Origin of the sequence: Albimonas pacifica, from assembly GCF_900113695.1 — a bacterium.
Lineage (GTDB): Bacteria > Pseudomonadota > Alphaproteobacteria > Rhodobacterales > Rhodobacteraceae > Albimonas > Albimonas pacifica.
The window spans coordinates 35,081-52,764 of record NZ_FOQH01000006.1 but is presented as its reverse complement, the minus strand read 5'-3'; the positions used below and the strand labels follow the sequence as shown (position 1 = coordinate 52,764).

General features: G+C 74.1%; 18 protein-coding genes and 1 tRNA gene. 6 read left to right on the top strand and 13 right to left on the bottom strand.

Annotation, left to right across the window (positions count from 1 at the left end):
* Positions 1 to 8 precede the first annotated feature (8 nt).
* The gene (locus BM064_RS14085) at positions 9 to 683 is read right to left on the bottom strand and encodes an RNA polymerase sigma factor (RefSeq protein ID WP_092860436.1); all 675 of its coding nucleotides are present in this window, start codon (positions 681 to 683) and stop codon (positions 9 to 11) included.
* 66 nt (positions 684 to 749) lie between these two features.
* A complete protein-coding gene (locus BM064_RS14080; protein ID WP_092860435.1) occupies positions 750 to 1,433 on the bottom strand; it encodes an EF-hand domain-containing protein in 684 nt (227 codons plus the stop codon).
* A gap of 341 nt (positions 1,434 to 1,774) precedes the next feature.
* On the opposite strand from BM064_RS14080, the gene BM064_RS14075 reads away from it, so the two are divergent.
* The 3 genes from BM064_RS14075 to rpmG all read left to right on the top strand — a co-directional run bounded on the left by BM064_RS14075 (position 1,775) and on the right by rpmG (position 3,553).
* Positions 1,775 to 2,236: a DUF983 domain-containing protein gene (locus tag BM064_RS14075; RefSeq protein WP_092860434.1), complete on the top strand. Its 462-nt coding sequence runs from the start codon at positions 1,775 to 1,777 to the stop codon at positions 2,234 to 2,236.
* Between the two features lie 225 nt (positions 2,237 to 2,461).
* The gene (locus tag BM064_RS14070; protein WP_092860433.1) at positions 2,462 to 3,235 is read left to right on the top strand and encodes an NUDIX hydrolase; all 774 of its coding nucleotides are present in this window, start codon (positions 2,462 to 2,464) and stop codon (positions 3,233 to 3,235) included.
* 150 nt (positions 3,236 to 3,385) lie between these two features.
* Entirely contained in the window at positions 3,386 to 3,553 is a 168-nt protein-coding gene (gene rpmG / locus BM064_RS14065) for a 50S ribosomal protein L33 (RefSeq protein WP_092860432.1), read from the top strand.
* A gap of 652 nt (positions 3,554 to 4,205) precedes the next feature.
* On the opposite strand, the gene BM064_RS14060 is transcribed toward rpmG, so the two are convergent.
* From BM064_RS14060 to BM064_RS14050, 3 genes are all read right to left on the bottom strand, one after another.
* Positions 4,206 to 4,970 carry a Bax inhibitor-1/YccA family protein gene (locus BM064_RS14060; RefSeq protein ID WP_092860431.1) on the bottom strand — a complete coding sequence of 255 codons (765 nt, stop codon included), beginning with the start codon at positions 4,968 to 4,970 and terminating at the stop codon, positions 4,206 to 4,208.
* Positions 4,971 to 5,196: 226 nt separating this feature from the next.
* Positions 5,197 to 7,779: an ABC transporter permease gene (locus tag BM064_RS14055; RefSeq protein WP_092860430.1), complete on the bottom strand. Its 2,583-nt coding sequence runs from the start codon at positions 7,777 to 7,779 to the stop codon at positions 5,197 to 5,199.
* The gene (locus tag BM064_RS14050) at positions 7,776 to 8,528 is read right to left on the bottom strand and encodes an ABC transporter ATP-binding protein (protein WP_092860429.1); all 753 of its coding nucleotides are present in this window, start codon (positions 8,526 to 8,528) and stop codon (positions 7,776 to 7,778) included. The genes BM064_RS14055 and BM064_RS14050 overlap by 4 nt, the downstream gene beginning before the upstream one ends.
* Here BM064_RS14050 and BM064_RS14045 point away from each other — a divergent pair.
* Positions 8,527 to 9,243, top strand: a complete 717-nt coding sequence (locus tag BM064_RS14045) for an arylesterase (RefSeq protein WP_245779164.1) — start codon at positions 8,527 to 8,529, stop codon at positions 9,241 to 9,243. The genes BM064_RS14050 and BM064_RS14045 overlap by 2 nt on opposite strands.
* 395 nt (positions 9,244 to 9,638) lie before the next feature.
* Here BM064_RS14045 and glyS read toward each other — a convergent pair whose 3' ends face one another.
* The 4 genes from glyS to BM064_RS14025 are packed head-to-tail and all read right to left on the bottom strand — an operon-like array spanning position 9,639 to position 14,500.
* A complete protein-coding gene (gene glyS, locus BM064_RS14040) occupies positions 9,639 to 11,753 on the bottom strand; it encodes a glycine--tRNA ligase subunit beta (protein WP_092860427.1) in 2,115 nt (704 codons plus the stop codon).
* A gap of 12 nt (positions 11,754 to 11,765) precedes the next feature.
* Complete coding sequence (gene gltS / locus BM064_RS14035; protein WP_177236260.1) at positions 11,766 to 12,986, bottom strand: sodium/glutamate symporter; 1,221 nt, start codon at positions 12,984 to 12,986, stop codon at positions 11,766 to 11,768.
* 4 nt (positions 12,987 to 12,990) lie between these two features.
* A complete protein-coding gene (locus tag BM064_RS14030) occupies positions 12,991 to 13,503 on the bottom strand; it encodes a DUF6446 family protein (protein ID WP_092860426.1) in 513 nt (170 codons plus the stop codon).
* Between the two features lie 55 nt (positions 13,504 to 13,558).
* Positions 13,559 to 14,500, bottom strand: coding sequence for a glycine--tRNA ligase subunit alpha (locus tag BM064_RS14025; protein ID WP_092860425.1), 942 nt, complete (start codon positions 14,498 to 14,500; stop codon positions 13,559 to 13,561).
* 450 nt (positions 14,501 to 14,950) lie between these two features.
* Between BM064_RS14025 and BM064_RS27480 the strand changes: the two genes are divergently transcribed.
* Complete coding sequence (locus tag BM064_RS27480; RefSeq protein WP_177236259.1) at positions 14,951 to 15,127, top strand: hypothetical protein; 177 nt, start codon at positions 14,951 to 14,953, stop codon at positions 15,125 to 15,127.
* A gap of 101 nt (positions 15,128 to 15,228) precedes the next feature.
* Here BM064_RS27480 and BM064_RS14020 read toward each other — a convergent pair whose 3' ends face one another.
* Positions 15,229 to 15,684, bottom strand: coding sequence for a host attachment family protein (locus BM064_RS14020; RefSeq protein WP_092860424.1), 456 nt, complete (start codon positions 15,682 to 15,684; stop codon positions 15,229 to 15,231).
* 2 nt (positions 15,685 to 15,686) lie between these two features.
* On the bottom strand, positions 15,687 to 15,893 hold the full coding sequence (locus BM064_RS14015; protein ID WP_092860423.1) for a hypothetical protein: 207 nt from the start codon (positions 15,891 to 15,893) through the stop codon (positions 15,687 to 15,689).
* Between the two features lie 140 nt (positions 15,894 to 16,033).
* On the opposite strand from BM064_RS14015, the gene BM064_RS14010 reads away from it, so the two are divergent.
* Positions 16,034 to 16,106: transfer RNA gene (locus BM064_RS14010), tRNA-Thr, on the top strand.
* Between the two features lie 82 nt (positions 16,107 to 16,188).
* Here the strand turns inward: BM064_RS14010 and BM064_RS14005 are convergent.
* Both BM064_RS14005 and BM064_RS14000 read right to left on the bottom strand, forming a co-directional pair.
* Positions 16,189 to 17,436, bottom strand: coding sequence for a site-specific integrase (locus BM064_RS14005; RefSeq protein WP_092860422.1), 1,248 nt, complete (start codon positions 17,434 to 17,436; stop codon positions 16,189 to 16,191).
* On the bottom strand, positions 17,436 to 17,678 hold the full coding sequence (locus BM064_RS14000; RefSeq protein WP_092860421.1) for a hypothetical protein: 243 nt from the start codon (positions 17,676 to 17,678) through the stop codon (positions 17,436 to 17,438). The genes BM064_RS14005 and BM064_RS14000 overlap by 1 nt, the downstream gene beginning before the upstream one ends.
* Between the last annotated feature and the right edge of the window lie 6 nt (positions 17,679 to 17,684).

Here is a 17,684-nt window from a genome sequence, read left to right as displayed (position 1 = left end):
GGCGGCGGTCATGCGTCGCCGGCGGGGTCGAGCCCCGCCTCCAGCCCCAGCGCGTCGCGCCGGTCCTTCAGCGTCGCCGCCAGGCTGCGGCGGGCGCGGGACAGCAGGCTCTCCACCGCCTCGACGCTCAGATCCAGCCGCGCCGCGATCTCGGGGTTCGAGAGCTCGGCGAAATGGCGCAGCGTCAGCGCGGCGCGCTGGCGGTCCGGCAGCGCCGCGATGGCGCCGCGCAGGGCCGAGGCGCGGTCGGCCTCGGCCAGGCGCGCCTCGGCGCCCGGCGCGCCGTCGGGACGCTCGGGCGGGTCGTCCTGGCTCCAGCGGCGGCGGCGGCGCAGGCGGTCGATGGCGAGGTTCTGCACCACCCGGTGCAGCCAGGTGCCCACCTGCGCCTCGCCCGGACGCCATTTCGGCGCCTGCTTCCACAGGCGCAGCATCGCCTCCTGGGCGACGTCCTCGGCCTCGGCCCGGTCCGAGAGCATCGAGACGGCGAGCGCAAGCGCCCGCGGCCCGTGGCGCGCGATCAGCGCCCGGGACGCGGCCTGCTCCCCGGCGGCTGCCCGGGCCATCAGCGCGTCGTCGTCGTCCATCCCCGTCCCAGGCCCGGCGGCGTCCCAGGGCAATCGCGCCTCCCCTCTCCGAGCCGCGGTGGAGGTCGCCCGGCGGCGTCGCGCCGCCGGGCCCATGTCGTGGCGGTCAGCTCTCGTCCCTGCGCGGGCCGGCGTCAACCGGCGCCGCGGGGACGGGGCCGATCAGTCGTCCTTCATGCCGCGGCCGGCGCCCTGGCGGGCGAAGGCCTGGGCCTCCTCGCGGCTGATGGCGCCGTCGCCGTTCTCGTCGGCGCGCTCCACCAGGCGATCGAGGCGGGCGGACATGCCCGAGGCGGAGAACTCGGCGCGGGTCACGAAGCCGTCGCGGTCGGCGTCGGCCTCCTCGAAGCGCTCCATCGGCTGGCCCCCGCGGCCGGCGGAGCCGGCGGCGGCGAGCTCGGCCTCGGTCAGGCGACCGTTGGCGTCGGCGTCGAGCGCGGCGAACTCCGGCGCCCTGCGCATGCGGCGCATGCGCTCGGCGGCGGCGTCGAACTCGGCCTTGCTCAGCGTGCCGTCGCCGTCGGCGTCGACGCGATCCATGATCTTCCCGGCGCGCTTCTCGGCGCGGGCCTCGCGGCGGTCGTCGCGCTTGTCGATCATCGCGGCCATCTCGGCGCGGGCGACGCGGCCGTCGCGGTTCGCGTCGAGCGCCTCGAACCGCGCGTCCGCGGCGGCCTGCAGCTCGGCGCGGGTGACGCCGCCGTTGCCGTCGGCGTCCAGCCGGTCGAAGAGGCGCGCGCCGCGGGGGCCGGGCTCGGCCAGGGTCGCGGCGGGCGCAAGCGCGGCGCCGAGGCCCACGGCCAGGGCCGCGGCCATCGCGGCGCGGGCGGGGTTCGGTCTCGTCATCGTCCGGTCCTTTCCAGATCGGCCGGCGGCGGCCGGCCTCTTGCCCCCTGGGGGCGGTGCGATCGGGTTCCAGGCTTCAACGCACGGGGGCGCGGGCTCCGTCGCTCCGGGGCGGAGAAATTCGCCGGCCGGGGCGAATTCGGCCGGGGCGGAGGGCGGGGCGGAGGGGGTGCGGAGCGCGTGCGGAGGGCGTGCGGAGGGCGCCGCGCCGATGCTGCAGCGCACCTGTCGAGGCCCCTGCGCCAACGGCGCAAGGGTCTTCCCGCGCGGGGAGGCGACACGCTGACGCAAGACGACTGGCGCACTGGCACGCGCGGCGGCGGCGGGTAGGCTCGCGGCCCATGAGACACGAACAGCATATCGGGCTCGACGCCTGCGGCGCCGCCACGGCGGGCGGCCGCGCCCTGCGCCGCGACGACGTCGGCGAGGCCCCGGCCGAGGCGCGCGACATGCGCCGCGCGCTGCGCCGCGGCTGGCGGCGCACCTGCCCCGCCTGCGGGGGCGGGCCGCTGTTCGACGGCTACCTGAAGGTGCGCGACCACTGCCCGGCCTGCTCCGAGCGGCTGGACCTGCATCGCGCCGACGACCTGCCCACCTGGATGACCATCCTGGTGGTGGGCCACCTGATCGCCCCGGCGATGCTGACGGTCTGGGACCTGTGGAACCCGCCGATCTGGGTGCACTGGGTGCTGTGGCCGCCGGCGGCGCTGATGCTGTCGCTGGTCCTGCTGCCCCGCTTCAAGGGCCTGGTGGTGGGCCTGCAGTGGGCCAAGCGCATGGCGGGCTTCGCCCAGCGGCCCTGATCGCGGGGCGCCTGGCGGCGTCTCGGATCCTCCGATCCCCCGATCGACCGGAACGCCCTGCGGGCGCAGCGGCTGCGCTCAGCCCGCCTTCGCCCATGCTCCTGAAGCGCCCCCCGGCCGCGGCGGCGCGGCGGGCGGCCTCGCCGTCTGTTTACGTCGCAGTCGACCGGCCGGCTGGACAGGGGATTTCGCGGCAGGCAGATTGCTCGCCAGAAGGAGCCACGAATGTCCCCCATGTCCGAGACGCCGGAGGCGGCCGCCGCCTCCCCCTCTTCCCAGCCCGGCCCGGCCGGCGGGAAGGCCCCCGCCCCCGCCCCCCGCGACGCCGCCACCGCGGTGATCGCGCGCCGCGACGGCGACCACCCGCGCATCCTGATGGGCCAGCGCGGCAAGGGGGCGAGCTTCATGCCCTCGAAGTTCGTGTTCCCCGGCGGCGCGCTGGACCCCGAGGATCACACCGCCCCCGAGGCCGCCCCCCTGCGCGCGGCCTGCGTGGCGCGGCTGGAGAAGATGTCTCCGCCGAACATGGCCGGGCCGCTGTCGCGCGCCGCGGTGCGCGAGACCTTCGAGGAGACCGGGCTGATCCTCGGCCGCCCCGACCCGCGGGCCGCCGAGCTGGCGGGCACGATGGAGGATCCCTCCTGGCGGGACTTCCTCGCCTCGGGGCACATGCCGGCCTGCGACCGGCTGACCTTCATCTTCCGCGCGATCACGCCGCCCTACCGGCCGAAGCGATTCGACGCGCGCTTCTTCCTGGTGGACGCGGACCAGCTGGCCTCCGACCCCGACGACCTGAGCCGCGCGTCCGGCGAGCTGAGCCACCTCACCTGGCTGACCATCCGCGAGGCCCGCGACCTGGACCTGCCGCTGATCACCGAGGTGGTGCTGGCCGAGGTCGAGGAGATCCTGGCCCAGACGCCCGCGGGCGAGCTGCCCGCCGACCGTCCCGCGCCCTTCTTCCACCACGAGAAGGACCGCAGCTTCTACGACGCCCTCTGAGGGGGCGTCGGCGCCGCGCCGTGGGGCGCGCGGGCGGCGGGGAGGCTTGACTCAGGCCTCTCATGCGGTAGATAGCGCGCTCCGAATTCAATCCACGACGCTCCGCCTGCCGGGGCGCAGCCGAGCCGAAAGGCGACCGGAGAGTCCGAGATGGCCAAGCCGACCACCGTCAAGATCCGCCTGAACTCGACCGCGGGCACCGGGCACTTCTACGTGACGAAGAAGAACAGCCGGACGATGACCGACAAGATGTCGGTGCGGAAGTACGACCCCGTCGCGCGCAAGCACGTCGAGTACAAGGAAGGCAAGATCAAGTGATCCGCCGGCCCCGCCCGGTCATGTGATCGGGGGGCCGCGGCGCTGATCGAGCGTCTTCGATGACTGCCGCAAGGGGCGGGCCGGAAACGGCCCGCCCCTTGCGCCTGCGCCCGCTCCCCCGCTCCTCGGTCCGCCGCGAACGCGGCGAGGCGCCGCGACGACCCGCGCGCCCGTGGCGGACCTCCCGCCCGCGGCGCCTCCCGAAGCCTGCGCCGGCGGCGACCGGGCCCCCGCAGCCCGCGTCCGGCTAGGCGCCGCGTCGACGGCGGCGCCCGCGGCGCGGAGCGTCAGCTGCGCACGGGGCGGCCGGGCGACCGGCGCCTCGCCCGCCCCCGCGCCGCGGGCGGCACGGTCCCGCCGGCACGACGCCCTACGCGGCGCTTCCCCGGCCGGCCCGAACAGCTGGCCGCGCCGGCTCGCCCGCCACGCGCGCAGCGCCCGCCCCCGCGCCGCGGGCGCGCCGCCTCCCGCAAGCGCACCCGTCGACGCGGCGCTCCGCGGCCGGTCGCGCAGCGCCGGCCGCGCCCTCGCGGCGCCGAGGGCGCCCCGTCTGCCGCGCGCCGCGGACCGGACGCCTCGCCCGACGCGGCGCCCGAAACGAAAAGGGCCGGGGAAGATCCCCGGCCCTTCGACGTTCGGTCGGCGCGCGCGGTTACTCGCGGTTGCCCATGAACTGCAGCAGGAACATGAACATGTTCAGGAAGTCGAGGTAGAGGCGCAGCGCCCCGCCGATGGCGGACTTCGCCACGTAGGCCTCGCCCTGCGGGCCCATGGCGCGCAGGTCCAGATACTCGTTCTTGATCTGCTGGGTGTCGTAGGCGGTCAGGCCCGCGAACACCAGCACGCCCACCACCGAGATGGCGAACTGCAGCGCCGAGGACTCGATGAAGATGTTGATCACCGAGGCGACGACCAGCCCGATCACGCCCATCAGCAGGAACGTGCCCATGCCGGACAGGTCCTTCTTGGTCGTGTAGCCGTAGAGGCTCAGGCCGCCGAAGGCGATGGCGGTCGCGAAGAAGGTCTGCGCGATCGAGATGCCGGTGTAGACCGCGAAGATCGAGGCGATCGACAGGCCCATCAGCGCCGCGAAGGCCCAGAAGAACAGCTGCGCGCCCGAGTCGGACATCTTGCGCATCGCGGCGCCGAAGAGGAACACCATGCCGAGCGGGGCGAGCATGATCACCCAGCGGATCGGGCCCGAGTACATCGAGACCAGGACCTCGCCCGGGATGATCGCGGTCGGCTGACCGTTCATCACCGCCTTGAGGTCCATGCCGAAGACATAGGCGACCACGCCCGAGATGACCATGGCGACCGCCATCAGGCCATAGACGCGGTTCATATACCCGCGCAGACCTTCGTCGATCGCGGCCGAGCGTGCGCCGGCTCGGCGAACGGCGTCGTACTGCTGCATGTGCGTTTCCCTGTTCTGCTCTGCATCCATGCGGAATGGCGGCCCCCGAAAGGGGTCGCCAAGGTTTCGACATGATATCGTGATTCACGCGCCGGCGTTCAAGGTTTTCGCATGCGGCGCGATCACGTCCTCGCGGGGTCGTGCACCGGGTCCTGCACGGGCGCGCGCACGGGGGCGAGCGGGGTCTCCGCAGGCCGTTCGCGCGGGGGCCGCGGCGGGCCCGCGATCACTCCCGCGCGCGCAGCACCTGGGCGGGCCGGGCGGCCAGCGGGCGCACCGCGAAGACCAGGCCCGCGACCAGGCTCGCCGCCGCGCCGCCGGCCACGATGACCAGCGCCGAGACCGGCTCGAACCGGTAGGGCGCGTCCATCACGAAGACCATCACCGCCCAGCCCGCGACCACGCCCGCGACCAGCGCCACCCCGCCCGCCGCCGCCCCGAGCAGGGCCGAGCGCAGCGCGAAGCTGCGCAGGATCAGCCCGCGCGCCGCGCCCACGGTCTTGAGCACCGCCGCCTCGTAGACGCGCCGCCGCTCGCCCGCGGCCGCCGCCCCGATCAGCACCACGATGCCGGTGACCAGCGTCACCGAGGCGCCCCAGCGGGTCGCCTCAGCGAGCTGGCCCAGAGCCTCCGAGACCCGGTCGATGGCGTCGCGCACCCGGATCGCGGTGATGTTGGGATAGGCGCCGGCAAGCTCGCGCAGCAGGCCCGCCTCGGCCGAGGGCTCGGCGTAGACGGTGGCGATATGGGTGTGCGGCGCGCCGGCCAGCACGCCCGGGCTCATCGCCATCAGGAAGTTGATGCCCATGTCGCGGAAGTTCACCACCCGGAAGTTCGCCACCCGCGCGGTGATCTCGCGCCCCAGGATCGAGACGGTGACGGTGTCGCCCAGCTCCAGCCCCAGGCCCTTGCCGTGCTCCTCGGAGAAGGAGACCAGCGGCTCGCCGGCGTAGTCGGCGGGCCACCACTCGCCCTCGGTGATCTCGGTCCCCGGCGGCGGCTCGGCGGCGTAGGTCACGCCGCGGTCGCCGCGCAGGACCCACTGGTAGTCCTCGGGCACCTGAGCGTCGCGGGCGGGGGTGTCGTTGAGCCGGGTGATGACGCCGCGCAGCATCGGCGCGGTCTCGATGTCCTCGACCCCGGGATAGGCCTGCGCCCGCTCGAGGAACCCGTCGAGCTGGTCGTTCTGCACGTCGACGAAGAAATAGGCCGGCGCCCGCTCGGGCAGGTCGGCGTCGATGATGTTGCGCAGGTTCCAGTCGATCTGGCCGACGGCGGCGAGCACCGCCAGCCCCAGCCCCAGCGACAGCACCACGCCCGAGGTCTCGCCCGACGAGCCGCCCACCGCGCCCAGCGCCAGCCGGGTCGCGGGGCGCCCGCGCACCGCCCTGCCCCGCGACAGCCGCCGCGCCAGCGCCTGCACGCCCAGGGCCGCGAGCCACAGCACCAGCAGCGCCCCCAGGACGCCCCCCGCGAAGCCCAGCGCCAGCTGCCAGATGCCCGAGAAGGCCACCGCCGCCGCCACCAGAACCGCCGTCAGCGCCGCGATCACGACCAGGTAGACCGGCCGCGGCCAGGCGCGCGCGCCCTCGCCGGCCTCGCGATAGAGCGCCGCGGCCCGCACGTCCCGCGCCCGCGCCAGCGGCCAGAGCGCGAAGATCAGGGCCGCGAGCAGCCCGTAGGTCCCCGCCTCCCACAAGGGCCGCGCGTAGACGTCGAAGAGCGCGGGGACCGGCAGCCGGTCCTCCAGCAGCGGCCCGGCGAGCGCGGGGATCAGCGCGCCCACGGCGAGCCCGATGCCCACCCCCAGCGCCGCCAGCGCGCCCACCTGGGCGAGGTAGATCGCGAAGATCACCCGCCCCTCGGCGCCCAGCGTCTTCAGGGTGGCGATGGTGTCGGTCTTGCGCTCCATGTAGCTGCGCACCGCGGCCGAGACGCCCACGCCCCCCATCGCCAGCGCCGCCAGCCCCACCAGCACCAGGAAGGCGCCGATGCGCTCGACGAAGTTCTGCACGCCCGGCGCGCCGTTGCGCCGGTCGCGCCAGCGCAGCCCCGCCTCGGGGAAGGCGGCGGTCATCGCGTTCGACATCTCCTCGAGGTCCACCTCGGGGGCGAGGCGCAGGCGGTAGTCGGTTTCGTAGAGCGTGCCGGGCGCGATCAGGCCCGAGGGCTCCAGCGCCGCGACCCGCATCAGCGTGCGCGGGCCCAGGCCGAAGCCGGCGGCGGCCTCGTCGGGCTCGCGCTCCAGCACCGCGCGCAGTTCGTAGTCGGCGGCGCCGATGCGCACCCGGTCGCCGGGGGCCAGCGCCAGCCGGTCGACCAGCGCCTGGGCCATGACCACGCCCCAGGTCCCGTCGCGGTTCTCCAGCGCCTCGTCCAGGGTCAGGCCGCCCGAAAGCCGCGCCTCGCCATAGAGCGGATAGGCGCCGTCGACGCCCTTCACCTGGGTCAGGGCGCGGTCCAGTTCGCCGTCCGGCGCCGGGGCCGCGACCATCGAGCGGAACTTGACGGTCTCCGACACCTCCTCGGCGCGCGCCTGCATCCAGGCGAGCTCCTCGGGGCTGGCGAAGCGATAGGTGAATTCGACCTCGGCGTCGCCGCCCAGGATCGCCTGCCCTTCGCGCGAGAGCCCCTCGGAGATCGCCGAGCGCACCGAGCCGACGGCGGCGATGGCCGCGACGCCCAGCGCGAGGCAGGCGAGGAACACGCCGAAGCCCTTCAGCCCGCCGCGCAGCTCGCGCCGGGCGATGGCGAAGGCGGGGCGGTATGTCGAACGGCGGCGGGGGGGCGCGCCCTCCGCCACGCTCATTCCGCGACCTCCGGGGCGCGGGCGCCGGGGGCGAGGGGGGCGGTGGCGTCCGCGCCCGCGCTCTCGCCCTCGATCAGCCCGTCGGCGACCCGAATCACCCGGTCGCAGCGGGCGGCGAGCTCGGGCGCGTGGGTGACCATCACCAGGGTCGAGCCGTGGCGGTCGCGCAGGCCGAACAGCAGCTCCATGATCGCGTCGCCGGTGGCGCCGTCGAGGTTGCCGGTGGGCTCGTCGGCCAGCAGGATCTGGGGACGCGGGGCTGCGGCGCGGGCGAGCGCCACGCGCTGCTGCTCGCCGCCCGAAAGCTGGGCGGGGTAGTGGTCGATGCGCTTGCCGAGGCCGACGCCCGCCAGCTCCTCCTCCGCCCGCTCGAAGGCGTCGCGGTGGCCGGCGAGCTCGAGGGGGGTGGCGACGTTCTCCAGCGCGGTCATGGTGGGAATCAGGTGGAAGGACTGGAAGACCACGCCCATATGATCCCTGCGGAAGCGCGCCAGCGCGTCCTCGTCCATCCGGGTCAGGTCCTGGCCAAGGGCCGCGACCCGACCGCCCGTGGCCCGTTCCAGCCCGCCCATCAGCATGAGGAGCGAAGACTTGCCCGAGCCCGAAGGCCCCACGATCCCCACCGTCTGTCCCCGCGCGACGGCGAGGTCGACGCCCTTGAGGATCTCCACCCGCCCGGCGCGGGAGGCGAGCGTCAGCTCCGCCCGGTGCAGTTCGATCACGGGCGGGTCGCCGGCGGCCTCGGTCATGCGGTCTCGTCCCCTGCTGCGGTGCATCATGGATGCGGGTTCTTGGGCATATGGGGCCGCGGCGCCCGGGCTCAAGGCGGCGGCGGCCTCCGTTTTCCTCACGCTGGGGCTCGCCGGTTCCGTCGCGGCGGCGGAGACCACGCTGCTGGCGCTCGGCGACAGCCTCACCCATGGCTACGGCCTGGCGGAGGAGGACGGCTTCGTCCCCCAGCTCGAGGCCTGGCTGCAGGCGCGCGGCCATGACGTGGAAGTGATCAACGCCGGCGTCTCGGGCGACACCACCCGCGGGGGGCTGTCGCGGCTGGAGTGGTCGCTGAGCCCGGAGGTGGACGCGGTGATCGTGGAGCTGGGCGGCAACGACCTGCTGCGCGGCATCGATCCGGCGTCGAGCAAGGCGAACCTCGACGCGATCCTGACCGCGCTGTGCGAGAAGGGCCTGCCCGCCCTGCTGACCGGGCTGCCGGCGCCGCGCAACTACGGCGAGGACTGGCAGCAGGCCTTCGACGCCATGTACCCCGACCTCGCCGAGACCCACGGCGCCCTGCTCTACCCCAACTTCCTGGCCGGCATCGGCGGTCTCGAGGACCGCGAGGCCGGCCGCGCCCTGATGCAGGGCGACGGCATCCACCCCAACGCCGAGGGCGTGAAGAAGGTGGTCGAGGGCATCGGCCCCAAGGTGGAGGAACTGATCGAGCGCGTCCGCGCGCAGGACTGAGCCGGGCGCTCCGCGCGAGCGGAGCGAGGCGCCGCGTCGACGGTCGCGCTCGTGGCCCGGTTGCGCCCGCGGCGCGTCGCGGGCGCCGCGCCCGGGGCGCCCGGCGCCCGGTCCGTCGGTCGCGACAAAACCCGCCCTCGCCACGCGCCGCGGGCCGAACGTCCGCCCCGCGCGCCCGCCTCGACGCGGCGCCTGGCGCGACCGTCGTCGCAGGCGCCCGTCGCCGCCGGTCCCCCGGATCCCCCGCGCCGCGAGCCTGACGCCGGCCCCGGGCGCCTCGGCCGGCGCGGCGCCTGGCCCGTCGCGCGCCCCGGGCTCCGGTCGCCGCAGGCGCCGCCCTCGCCCAGCGCCGCGGGCGAGACGCCCGCCACGGGCGCGATGCCCGACGCGGCGCCTCAGCCCTCCAGCGCGCCGAAGGCCGCCACGCGCAGCATCACCGTGCGGATGCGGTTCAGCAGGCACAGCCGGTTGCGGCGGATGATGGCGTTGTCGGCGTTCACCACCACGTCTTCGAAGAACGCGTCGATGGGCGCCCGGAGCGCCGCCAACGCCGACATCGCGGCCGAGAAATCCTCGGCGTTCAGGGCCTTGCCGATGGCGGGATCGGCGGCGTCGAGGGCGGCGAAGAGCGCCTTCTCCGCCTCCGCCTCGGCGAACTGGGGGTCGGGGTCGAGCGAGTATTCGATCCCGTCCTTCTTCTCCTCGGCCTCGAGGATGTTCACCGCCCGCCGGTAGCCCGCCAGCAGGTTCGCCCCGTCCTCGCTGTCCACGAAGGCCTGCAGCGCGCGCACCCGGGCCACCAGCAGCACCAGGTCGTCCTGGCCGCCGAGGCGGAAGCAGGCCTCGATCACGTCGTGGCGCACGCCCTCGGCCCGCAGGTGCACCTTCAGGCGGTCGGCGAGGAAGCCCAGCAGGTCGGGGACCAGCAGCTCCATCGGCCCGGCATGGTCGGCGGCGTCGACGTGATTGGCCTTGGCGCCCTCGGCGATCGGCCGGGTGAGGGCCAGCCGCAGCCCGTTCTCCAGCACGATGCGGATCACCCCCAGGGCGGCGCGGCGCAGGGCGAACGGGTCCTTGGAGCCGGTGGGCTTCTCGTCGATCGCCCAGAAGCCGGTCAGCATGTCGATCTTGTCGGCGAGCGCCACGGCGACGGCCACCGGCTCGGTCGGCACGGCGTCGGAGGGGCCCAGCGGCGCGTAGTGCGCGCCGCAGGCGGCGGCGACCGGCTCGGGCAGACCGGCGGCGCGGGCGTAGTAGGTTCCCATCACGCCCTGCAGTTCCGGAAACTCGTAGACCATCTCCGAGGCGAGGTCGGCCTTGGCGACGCTCGCCGCCTGCCCGGCCTGCGCGGGATCGGCGCCGACGTCGCGGGCGATCTCGCGCGCAAGCCTGGCGATGCGCGCGATCCGCTCGGCCTGCGAGCCGAGCTTGTTGTGGAAGGTCACCGCGGCCAGCGGGGCGGCCATCGCCTCCATGCCCCCCATTCCTTCTTTGGCCGCCTTCACCTTGCGCAGGTCGTTCTCCCAGAAGAACAGCGCGTCCGAGAGGCGCGCGGCCAGCACCCGGCCGTTGCCCGCCAGGATCGTGGCGCCGTCGTCGGCGGTCTCGCGGTTCGCCACCGTCACGAATTTCTCGATGCGCCCCGTGGCCGGGTTGCGCACCGAGAAGAACTTCTGGTGCTCCTTCATCGAGGTCTGCAGGACCTCCGGCGGCAGGTCGAGGAACCTTTCGCCGATGGGCCCCATCAGAACGACGGGCCACTCGACGAGGCCCGCGACCTCGGCCAGCAGGCCCTTGTCCTCGACCACCTCCAGCCCCTGGGCGAAGGCCATCTGGGTGGCGTCGTGCCAGATCTTCTCGGCCCGCTCGGCCGGGTCCAGCACCACCTTCGCGGCCGCCAGCTTGGCCTGGTAGTCCTCGAAGGAGCTGACCGCGAAGGCGCCCGGGGCCATGAAGCGGTGGCCCTGGGTGCGGTCGCCCGCGCGGATGCCTTCGACCTCCAGCGGCACCACCGAGGCGCCGGCCTCGTCATGGATGATGCACAGGATCGAGTGCAGCGGGCGCACCCAGCGCAGGGTGCCGGCGCCCCAGCGCATCGACTTGGGCCAGGGGAAGTTGCGGATCGCGGACTCGAGCGCCTCGGCGATCACCTCCGAAGCCTCGCGGCCCGGCTTCTCGATCACCGCGAAGAGGACGTCGCCCTTCTTGTCGGCGCGCACTTCAAGCTGATCGCGGGTCAGGCCGGTGGAGCGCAGGAACCCCTCCAGCGCCTTATCGGGGGCGTCCGCCCGCGGGCCCTTGCGCTCCTCCTTCGTGGCCTTGGTCGCCTTCGGAAAGTCCTGCACCGCCAGCGTCAGGCGGCGGGGCGTGGCGAAGGCGGCGGCGGCGGCGTAGGCGAGGCCCGCCTCGACCATCGCGTCGGTGACCAGGCGGCGAAGATCCTCGGCGGCCTTGGCCTGCATCCGCGCGGGGATCTCCTCGGAGAAGAGTTCGATCAGGAGGTCGGGCATCGGGCGAGGGTCCTAGAGGCTCAGGAAAAGGCGGATCGCGGCGGCGTTGGCCAAGTCCACGAAGAAGGCGGAGACCAGCGGCAGGATCACGAAGGCGGTGGGCGAGGGCCCGTAGCGCTTGGCGACCGCGGTCATGTTGGCGATGGCGGTGGGGGTGGCCCCCAGAGAGAAGCCGGCGAACCCGGCCGAGAGCACGGCGGCGCGGTAGGCCCCGCCCATCAGCGGGAACACCGCGAAGAGGATGAAGGCGACCGCCAGCCCCACCTGGAGCAGCAGCGCCGCGAGGATCATCGCGCCAAGCCCCGCCAGCGTCCACAGCTGCAGGCTCATCAGCGACATGGCGAGGAACACCGACAGCGAGAAATCCGAGATCACGTTCAGCCCCGGCGTGCGGCTGACCTGCGCGTCCGAGGGCGCCAGCGCCGACCACAGGTTCCCCACCAGGATGCCCATCAACAGACAGGGCACGAACAGCGGAAGCTTCACGCCCGCCGTCTCGATCGCCTGCGAGGCCGCATAGCCCAGCGCCACCGAGACGTTCAGCGCCAGCAGCGCGCGCATCAGGCCGCGCAGCGTGATGCGCTCGAACACCTCGTCCTCATAGGCGACGCCGACGGCGAGGTCCTCGGTCGGGCGGGCGGGCATCAGGTCTCGCCGCTCGATCAGGAAGCGGGCGATGGGGCCGCCGATCAGGGCGGCGGCGACGAGGCCGAGCGTCGCCATGGCGACGCCCAGCTCCGCCGCGCCCTCGCGCCCGAACTGGGCGGCGATCTCGGGCGCCCAGGCGATGGCGGTCCCGTGCCCGCCGATCAGCGCGGCCGAGCCCAGCAGCACGCCCAGGCCCGGCGGCTCGCCGAAGGCGAAGGCCACGCCCGCGCCGACCCCATCCTGCAGGGCGATGAAGGCGACGGTCAGGGCCAGCAGGATCGCCAGCGGCCGCCCGCCCTCCAGCAGGTCGCGGACCCGCGCGTTCAGGCCGATGCCGGCGAAGAACATCACCATCAGCGCGTCGCGCGTCTCCATGTCGAAGACGATCTCGGTTCCCAGCCCCTCGCGGATCCCCAGCAGGACGAGGGAGGCGAGCAGGCCGCCGGTCACCGCCTCGGGGATGTTCCAGTCGCGCAGCAGGCGCACCCGTCGCGTGAGGTCGGCGCCGACCAGCCACGTCACCAGCCCCACCGTCATCGACAGGTGGTCGGGGACCATGTGGACATAGGGCGCCGAGGGCTCCATCGCCTCAGTCCTCGGGCGGGGCGCCGCAGCCCTCGGGCGCGGGGTCGCCGTCGAAGGTCGCCTGGCCGCATTCGTTGAGCTGGCGCCACATCCAGCCGCGGCGGGTCGCGGGCTCGAAGGCCACGAAGCGGTCGAAGCCCCAGGGGGCGTTGCGCTCGGCCAGCGCGGCCAGCGCGCGGCCCTCGGCGAGCGCCTGCGTCACCGCCGGGGCGTCGAAGCAGTCGAACCAGTCGGGGGCGACGAGGGGGGTGGCCTCCCGCGCCGTGGGGTCCTCGGCCGCCGCAAGCAGCGCCGGCGGCGGGTCGAGCGCGAGGCGGAAGCAGGCGCGCAGCTTCAGGGGCGAGGTGTCGGCGTCGATCCCCTCCCACTCCTCCACCGGCAGGGCGACGCCGGCGACGAGGATCTCCTCCACCCCTTCGATGGGGGCGTAGTAGGCGCGGGTCTGGAACCACCACAGGGCGGCGCCGAAGACGGCGGCGAAGACCAGCAGGCCGAGGGTCAGCAGGCGACCGGACATCGAGAACTCCTGTCAGCCGCGCAGGGCCGATCCCCGGCGCGGTCGGCGCGGCCGCTCAGGCCGCCGGCGCCGCCTCCGCGCCCGCGGCCTCGGTGGTCGTGAAGGCGTCGGCGCACATCCTGGCCAGCGTCCGCACCCGGCCGATATAGGCCTGCCGCTCGGTCGGGCTGATCACGCCGCGGGCGTCGAGCAGGTTGAAGATGTGGCTGGCCTTGATGCACTGGTCGTAGGCGGGGTGGGCCATGACGATCTCGCGCCCCGTCTTCGGATCGGTCGCCGGATGCGCGAGGATCGCCGCGCACTCGGCCTCGGCCTCCTCGAAGTGGCGCAGCAGCACGCCGGTGTCGGCCACGTCGAAGTTGAAGCGGGAATACTCCCGCTCGGTCTGGCGGAAGATGTCGCCGTATTTCAGGGCGATGGGCGCCTGCGGGTCGTTGAAGGGCATATCCATCACGTGGTCGATGCCCAGCACATACATCGCCAGCCGCTCGAGCCCGTAGGTCAGCTCGCCCGACACGGGGCGGCAGTCATGGCCGCCGACCTGCTGGAAATAGGTGAACTGGGACACTTCCATGCCGTCGCACCAGACCTCCCACCCCAGGCCCCAGGCGCCGAGCGTCGGGCTCTCCCAGTCGTCCTCGACGAAGCGGATGTCGTGGAGGGACATGTCGATGCCGATCGCCTCGAGCGAGCCGAGATAGAGGGCCTGCAGGTCCGGCGGGCTCGGTTTGATCAGCACCTGGAACTGGTAATAGTGCTGCAGCCGGTTGGGGTTGTCGCCATAGCGCCCGTCGGTGGGCCGGCGCGAGGGCTGCACGTAGGCCGCGGCCCAGGGCCGGGCGCCCAGGCTCCGCAGCGTGGTCGCGGGATGGAACGTGCCCGCGCCGACCTCCATGTCGTAGGGCTGCAGCACGGCGCAGCCGCGCGAGGCCCAGTAGGTCTGCAGCCGCAGGATGATCTCCTGGAAGGAGCGGGGCTTGCCGGGCGCCTCGGACATCGGTCTTCCCATCCGTCTCCGCCGCGGGCCGGTCCCGCCGCGCGGGGGGACCGATAGCCGGGGCGGGGGCGCAGGTCAACGCGACGCGGGACCCGGCACGGGACGGGGCCGGGACGGGAGCCGCCTCGCGACAGGACGGGCGCGCGACCGGCGGGCGGCGGGCCCCGGCTCGGCGTCGGCGGAGCGTCGCCGAAGCGACATCGCACGTGCCCGCCGCGCGGCGGGCTTTCGCGCTGTCGGATCCCCCGGGCCGGCTCCGGCCGCCTCCCCCCTTCGCGGCCGACTTCCGGCGGCCGAGCCCATTCGTCTCAGGCGCCCTTCGCCCGGAGTTCCTTCATGAAGGTCGCTCTCGCCACGCCCGACGGCGCGACGCCCGTCGTCATCGCCCGCCACGGGGCCTCGGGCCACCGGCCCGGGCACACCATCGAGGCCTGAGAATACGCCGCCCGCATGGGCGTCGACGACATCGAGCCCGACCAGCCCATCGCCTCGGTCGGGGCGCATGCCGCCTCCGCCGTGCCGACGCCTGCCGCGCCGGGTCTGCTGGGCGCGGGCCTCGCCGCGCCGGGCCTGCTGGGCGCGGGCCTCGCCGCGCCGGGCCTCGCCGGGCGCCGCCGCGCGGCCTGAGCGCCGCAGGCGGGGCCTGCGCCCCGCCGCCCGTCCGCTCCCCGCAGGCGCGCCTGCGGGGAGGGCCGTCGGGGCCCGGGGCGCGCGGGCCGGGCCTCGGGTCAGGCGGCCTCGACCTCGGCCACGATCTTCGCCTCGAGCCGGTCGAGCGGCTCGTTGGTCAGGTCCTTGGCGAGCTCGGTCACCACCTTCTCCGCCACCGCCTTGTGGATCGCCTTGCGCAGGCGGCCCAGCGTCTGGGGCTCGGCGGCGATGTGGATGCGCGCGAAGTCGCCGCGATGGGCGCGGGCGTAGAGCCGGTCGGCGAGGTCGTCGGCGAAGCGGTCCTTCTCCAGCTCGTGCCAGTCGGTCTCCTGCAGGGCCGAGCGCTGCCCGACGCCGGCATCCGGCATTCGCCCGGGCCGGTCCGTCCCCTGGTCGGAGTCGGCGGGGTTCTCATGCTCGGTCTTGCGCCGCACGACGAGGTGGGGGTGCACCTCGTCGCCCTTGTTGACCAGGAACAGGGCCTTGCCGGCGTCCGCCACCAGCACCCAGTCGCCTTCCTTCAGCTCGGCCATGATCAGTCCTTCCCGTCTTCGGTCTTGTCGGCGCCCTGCACCCGGGTGGCCCCGGCGGGCCGCTCGAAGGCGCGCTTGAGGTGGTCGCGGGTCCCGATGTCGCGGGCGAGGTCCCCGCCCCCGCGGCCGCCGTCGGTCGGCTCGCCCTCGGCGCCCAGGATCTCGTCGGTGTCGCGTCCGCCGTGTTTGGATCTGCGGCGTTCGGCCATGGCTCCCTCCTTGCGTTGGTTGCGAGGGGGGAGGTGGGGGCCCGTCTTGGCGATTTCTTGTCGATCCGGCGCCGTCCCCTTGCCCTTGTCCCCCCGCTTGCCCGGCGCCGCGCGAGACGCTATCCGGACGGGAGCGGCAGGCCGGTCTAGCTCAGCTGGTAGAGCACCTGATTTGTAATCAGGGGGTCGGGGGTTCGAGCCCCTCGACCGGCGCCGCGATTTCAATAACTTAGGAAGGTCCACGCGGGTCATTCCGAAAACCCATCAGGTGCCATTCCGAATCCGCGTTCCCGGTTCAGCCCCCGGACTCGCGCCAGGCGCGGCGCTTCCGAGCGGCAGACAGGCGCTGCGCGGCGGTGCGCTTGACGTACCCGCGGTAGGCGCTTGGGGTCTTGTGGCCGCTGGTCGCCATGCCCTCGGCCTCGGTCACCTCAGCATCGCCCAGCTCGGTCAGGCCTCCATGTCGGCAGGCGTCGAGCGTGACGTGATCGCCCAGGCCCGCCGCCTTGCGCGCCTGGCGCACGAAGCCCGCGGCCTGCTTGGGATCGTAGGGCCGGGGCTTGCCCTTGCCCGGGCCCCGGGCGCCGACCTGCAGCACGATGGAGACGCCGAGCACGTCGAGATCGGCGAGCCATGCCTCCAGCTCGGGATAGAGCGGCGAGCCGTCCTCGTCGCTCAGCGGATGCTCGACACGCTCGCCGGTCTTGTGGTGCAGGATCATCGCCCGCTCGCCGGGAGCGTAGTCCGTCCACCGGATCCAGCCGGCGAGGATGTTCTCGGGTCGCTGAACCCACTCGAAGGCGATCAGGGCCGCGGCGCCCAGGTGCGGGTGCCCCATGTCGCGGAGCGCGGCGGCCAGGGCGTAGGCCTCCTCGAGGGTCGCGGCCGGCTTCACTTTCCGGGGCGACCGGATCCGCTCGATGCCGTGAAACGGCTGCGCCACGAAGCCGGCAGGCGTCTTCGGGAAGTGCTCGGGCTGGACGCGGGCGACCACGGACCAGGCGCGGCGGGCGATGTCTAGCGCCAGATGCGCCTGGCGAAGGCGCGGAACCTCCTCGACCACCTGACGGCCGTCGACCTCGCGCTCGATCCGCTTCACACGCAGGCGGCTGTAGATGCGATCGGCGGCGGCAGGCGTGATGGCCGCGAGCGGTAGGTCGCCGACCGTCGCCAGGCCCCGCGCCGGGCGCTCCAGCGGCATCTCGGCGATCATGCGCAGGTTGCGGGCATACTCGCCCCGGCTCCGCTCGCTGACGTTCTCACGCCAGGAGAGGCTCTCGGTCTGGTAGACGTGGAAGCACCAGCGCAGCGTCCCGACGCCCTGAGGGACCTTCTCGCCGCCCCTGCCCTTCCGCCAAGCGTCGACCTCGGCGTTCAGGATCTCCGCGCGGGTGACGGCGGCGGCATAGTCCCGCCCCAGAGGCTCGGCCCTCAACGCCAGACCCGCCTTGCGGTAGATGCCGGGCGGCTCCCAGAAATAGGCAGTGGCGCCCCCGGCGAGGCGCTTCTCCCGCATGTATCTGGGCCAGCCGGCGGGCTTCATCAGATGAGGTCCGCGCCGTCGAGCGGCCCCGCGTCGTGCAGGCGGTCGATCGCCGCCTCCAGATCCTTGGTCCGCCATCTGTCCCCCACGCCCGAGATTCGCCTCGGGGCAGGATACGGCTTTCCGTCTCCGCATTTGCGCTTGAACGCTTCGGCCGAGCTCTCGCCGACGAACCCGGCGGCGAGCGTGGCGTCGAGCTGGGCCGGCCAGGCGCCGGAAGGGATGCGGGCGGGGCGGGACATGGTCAG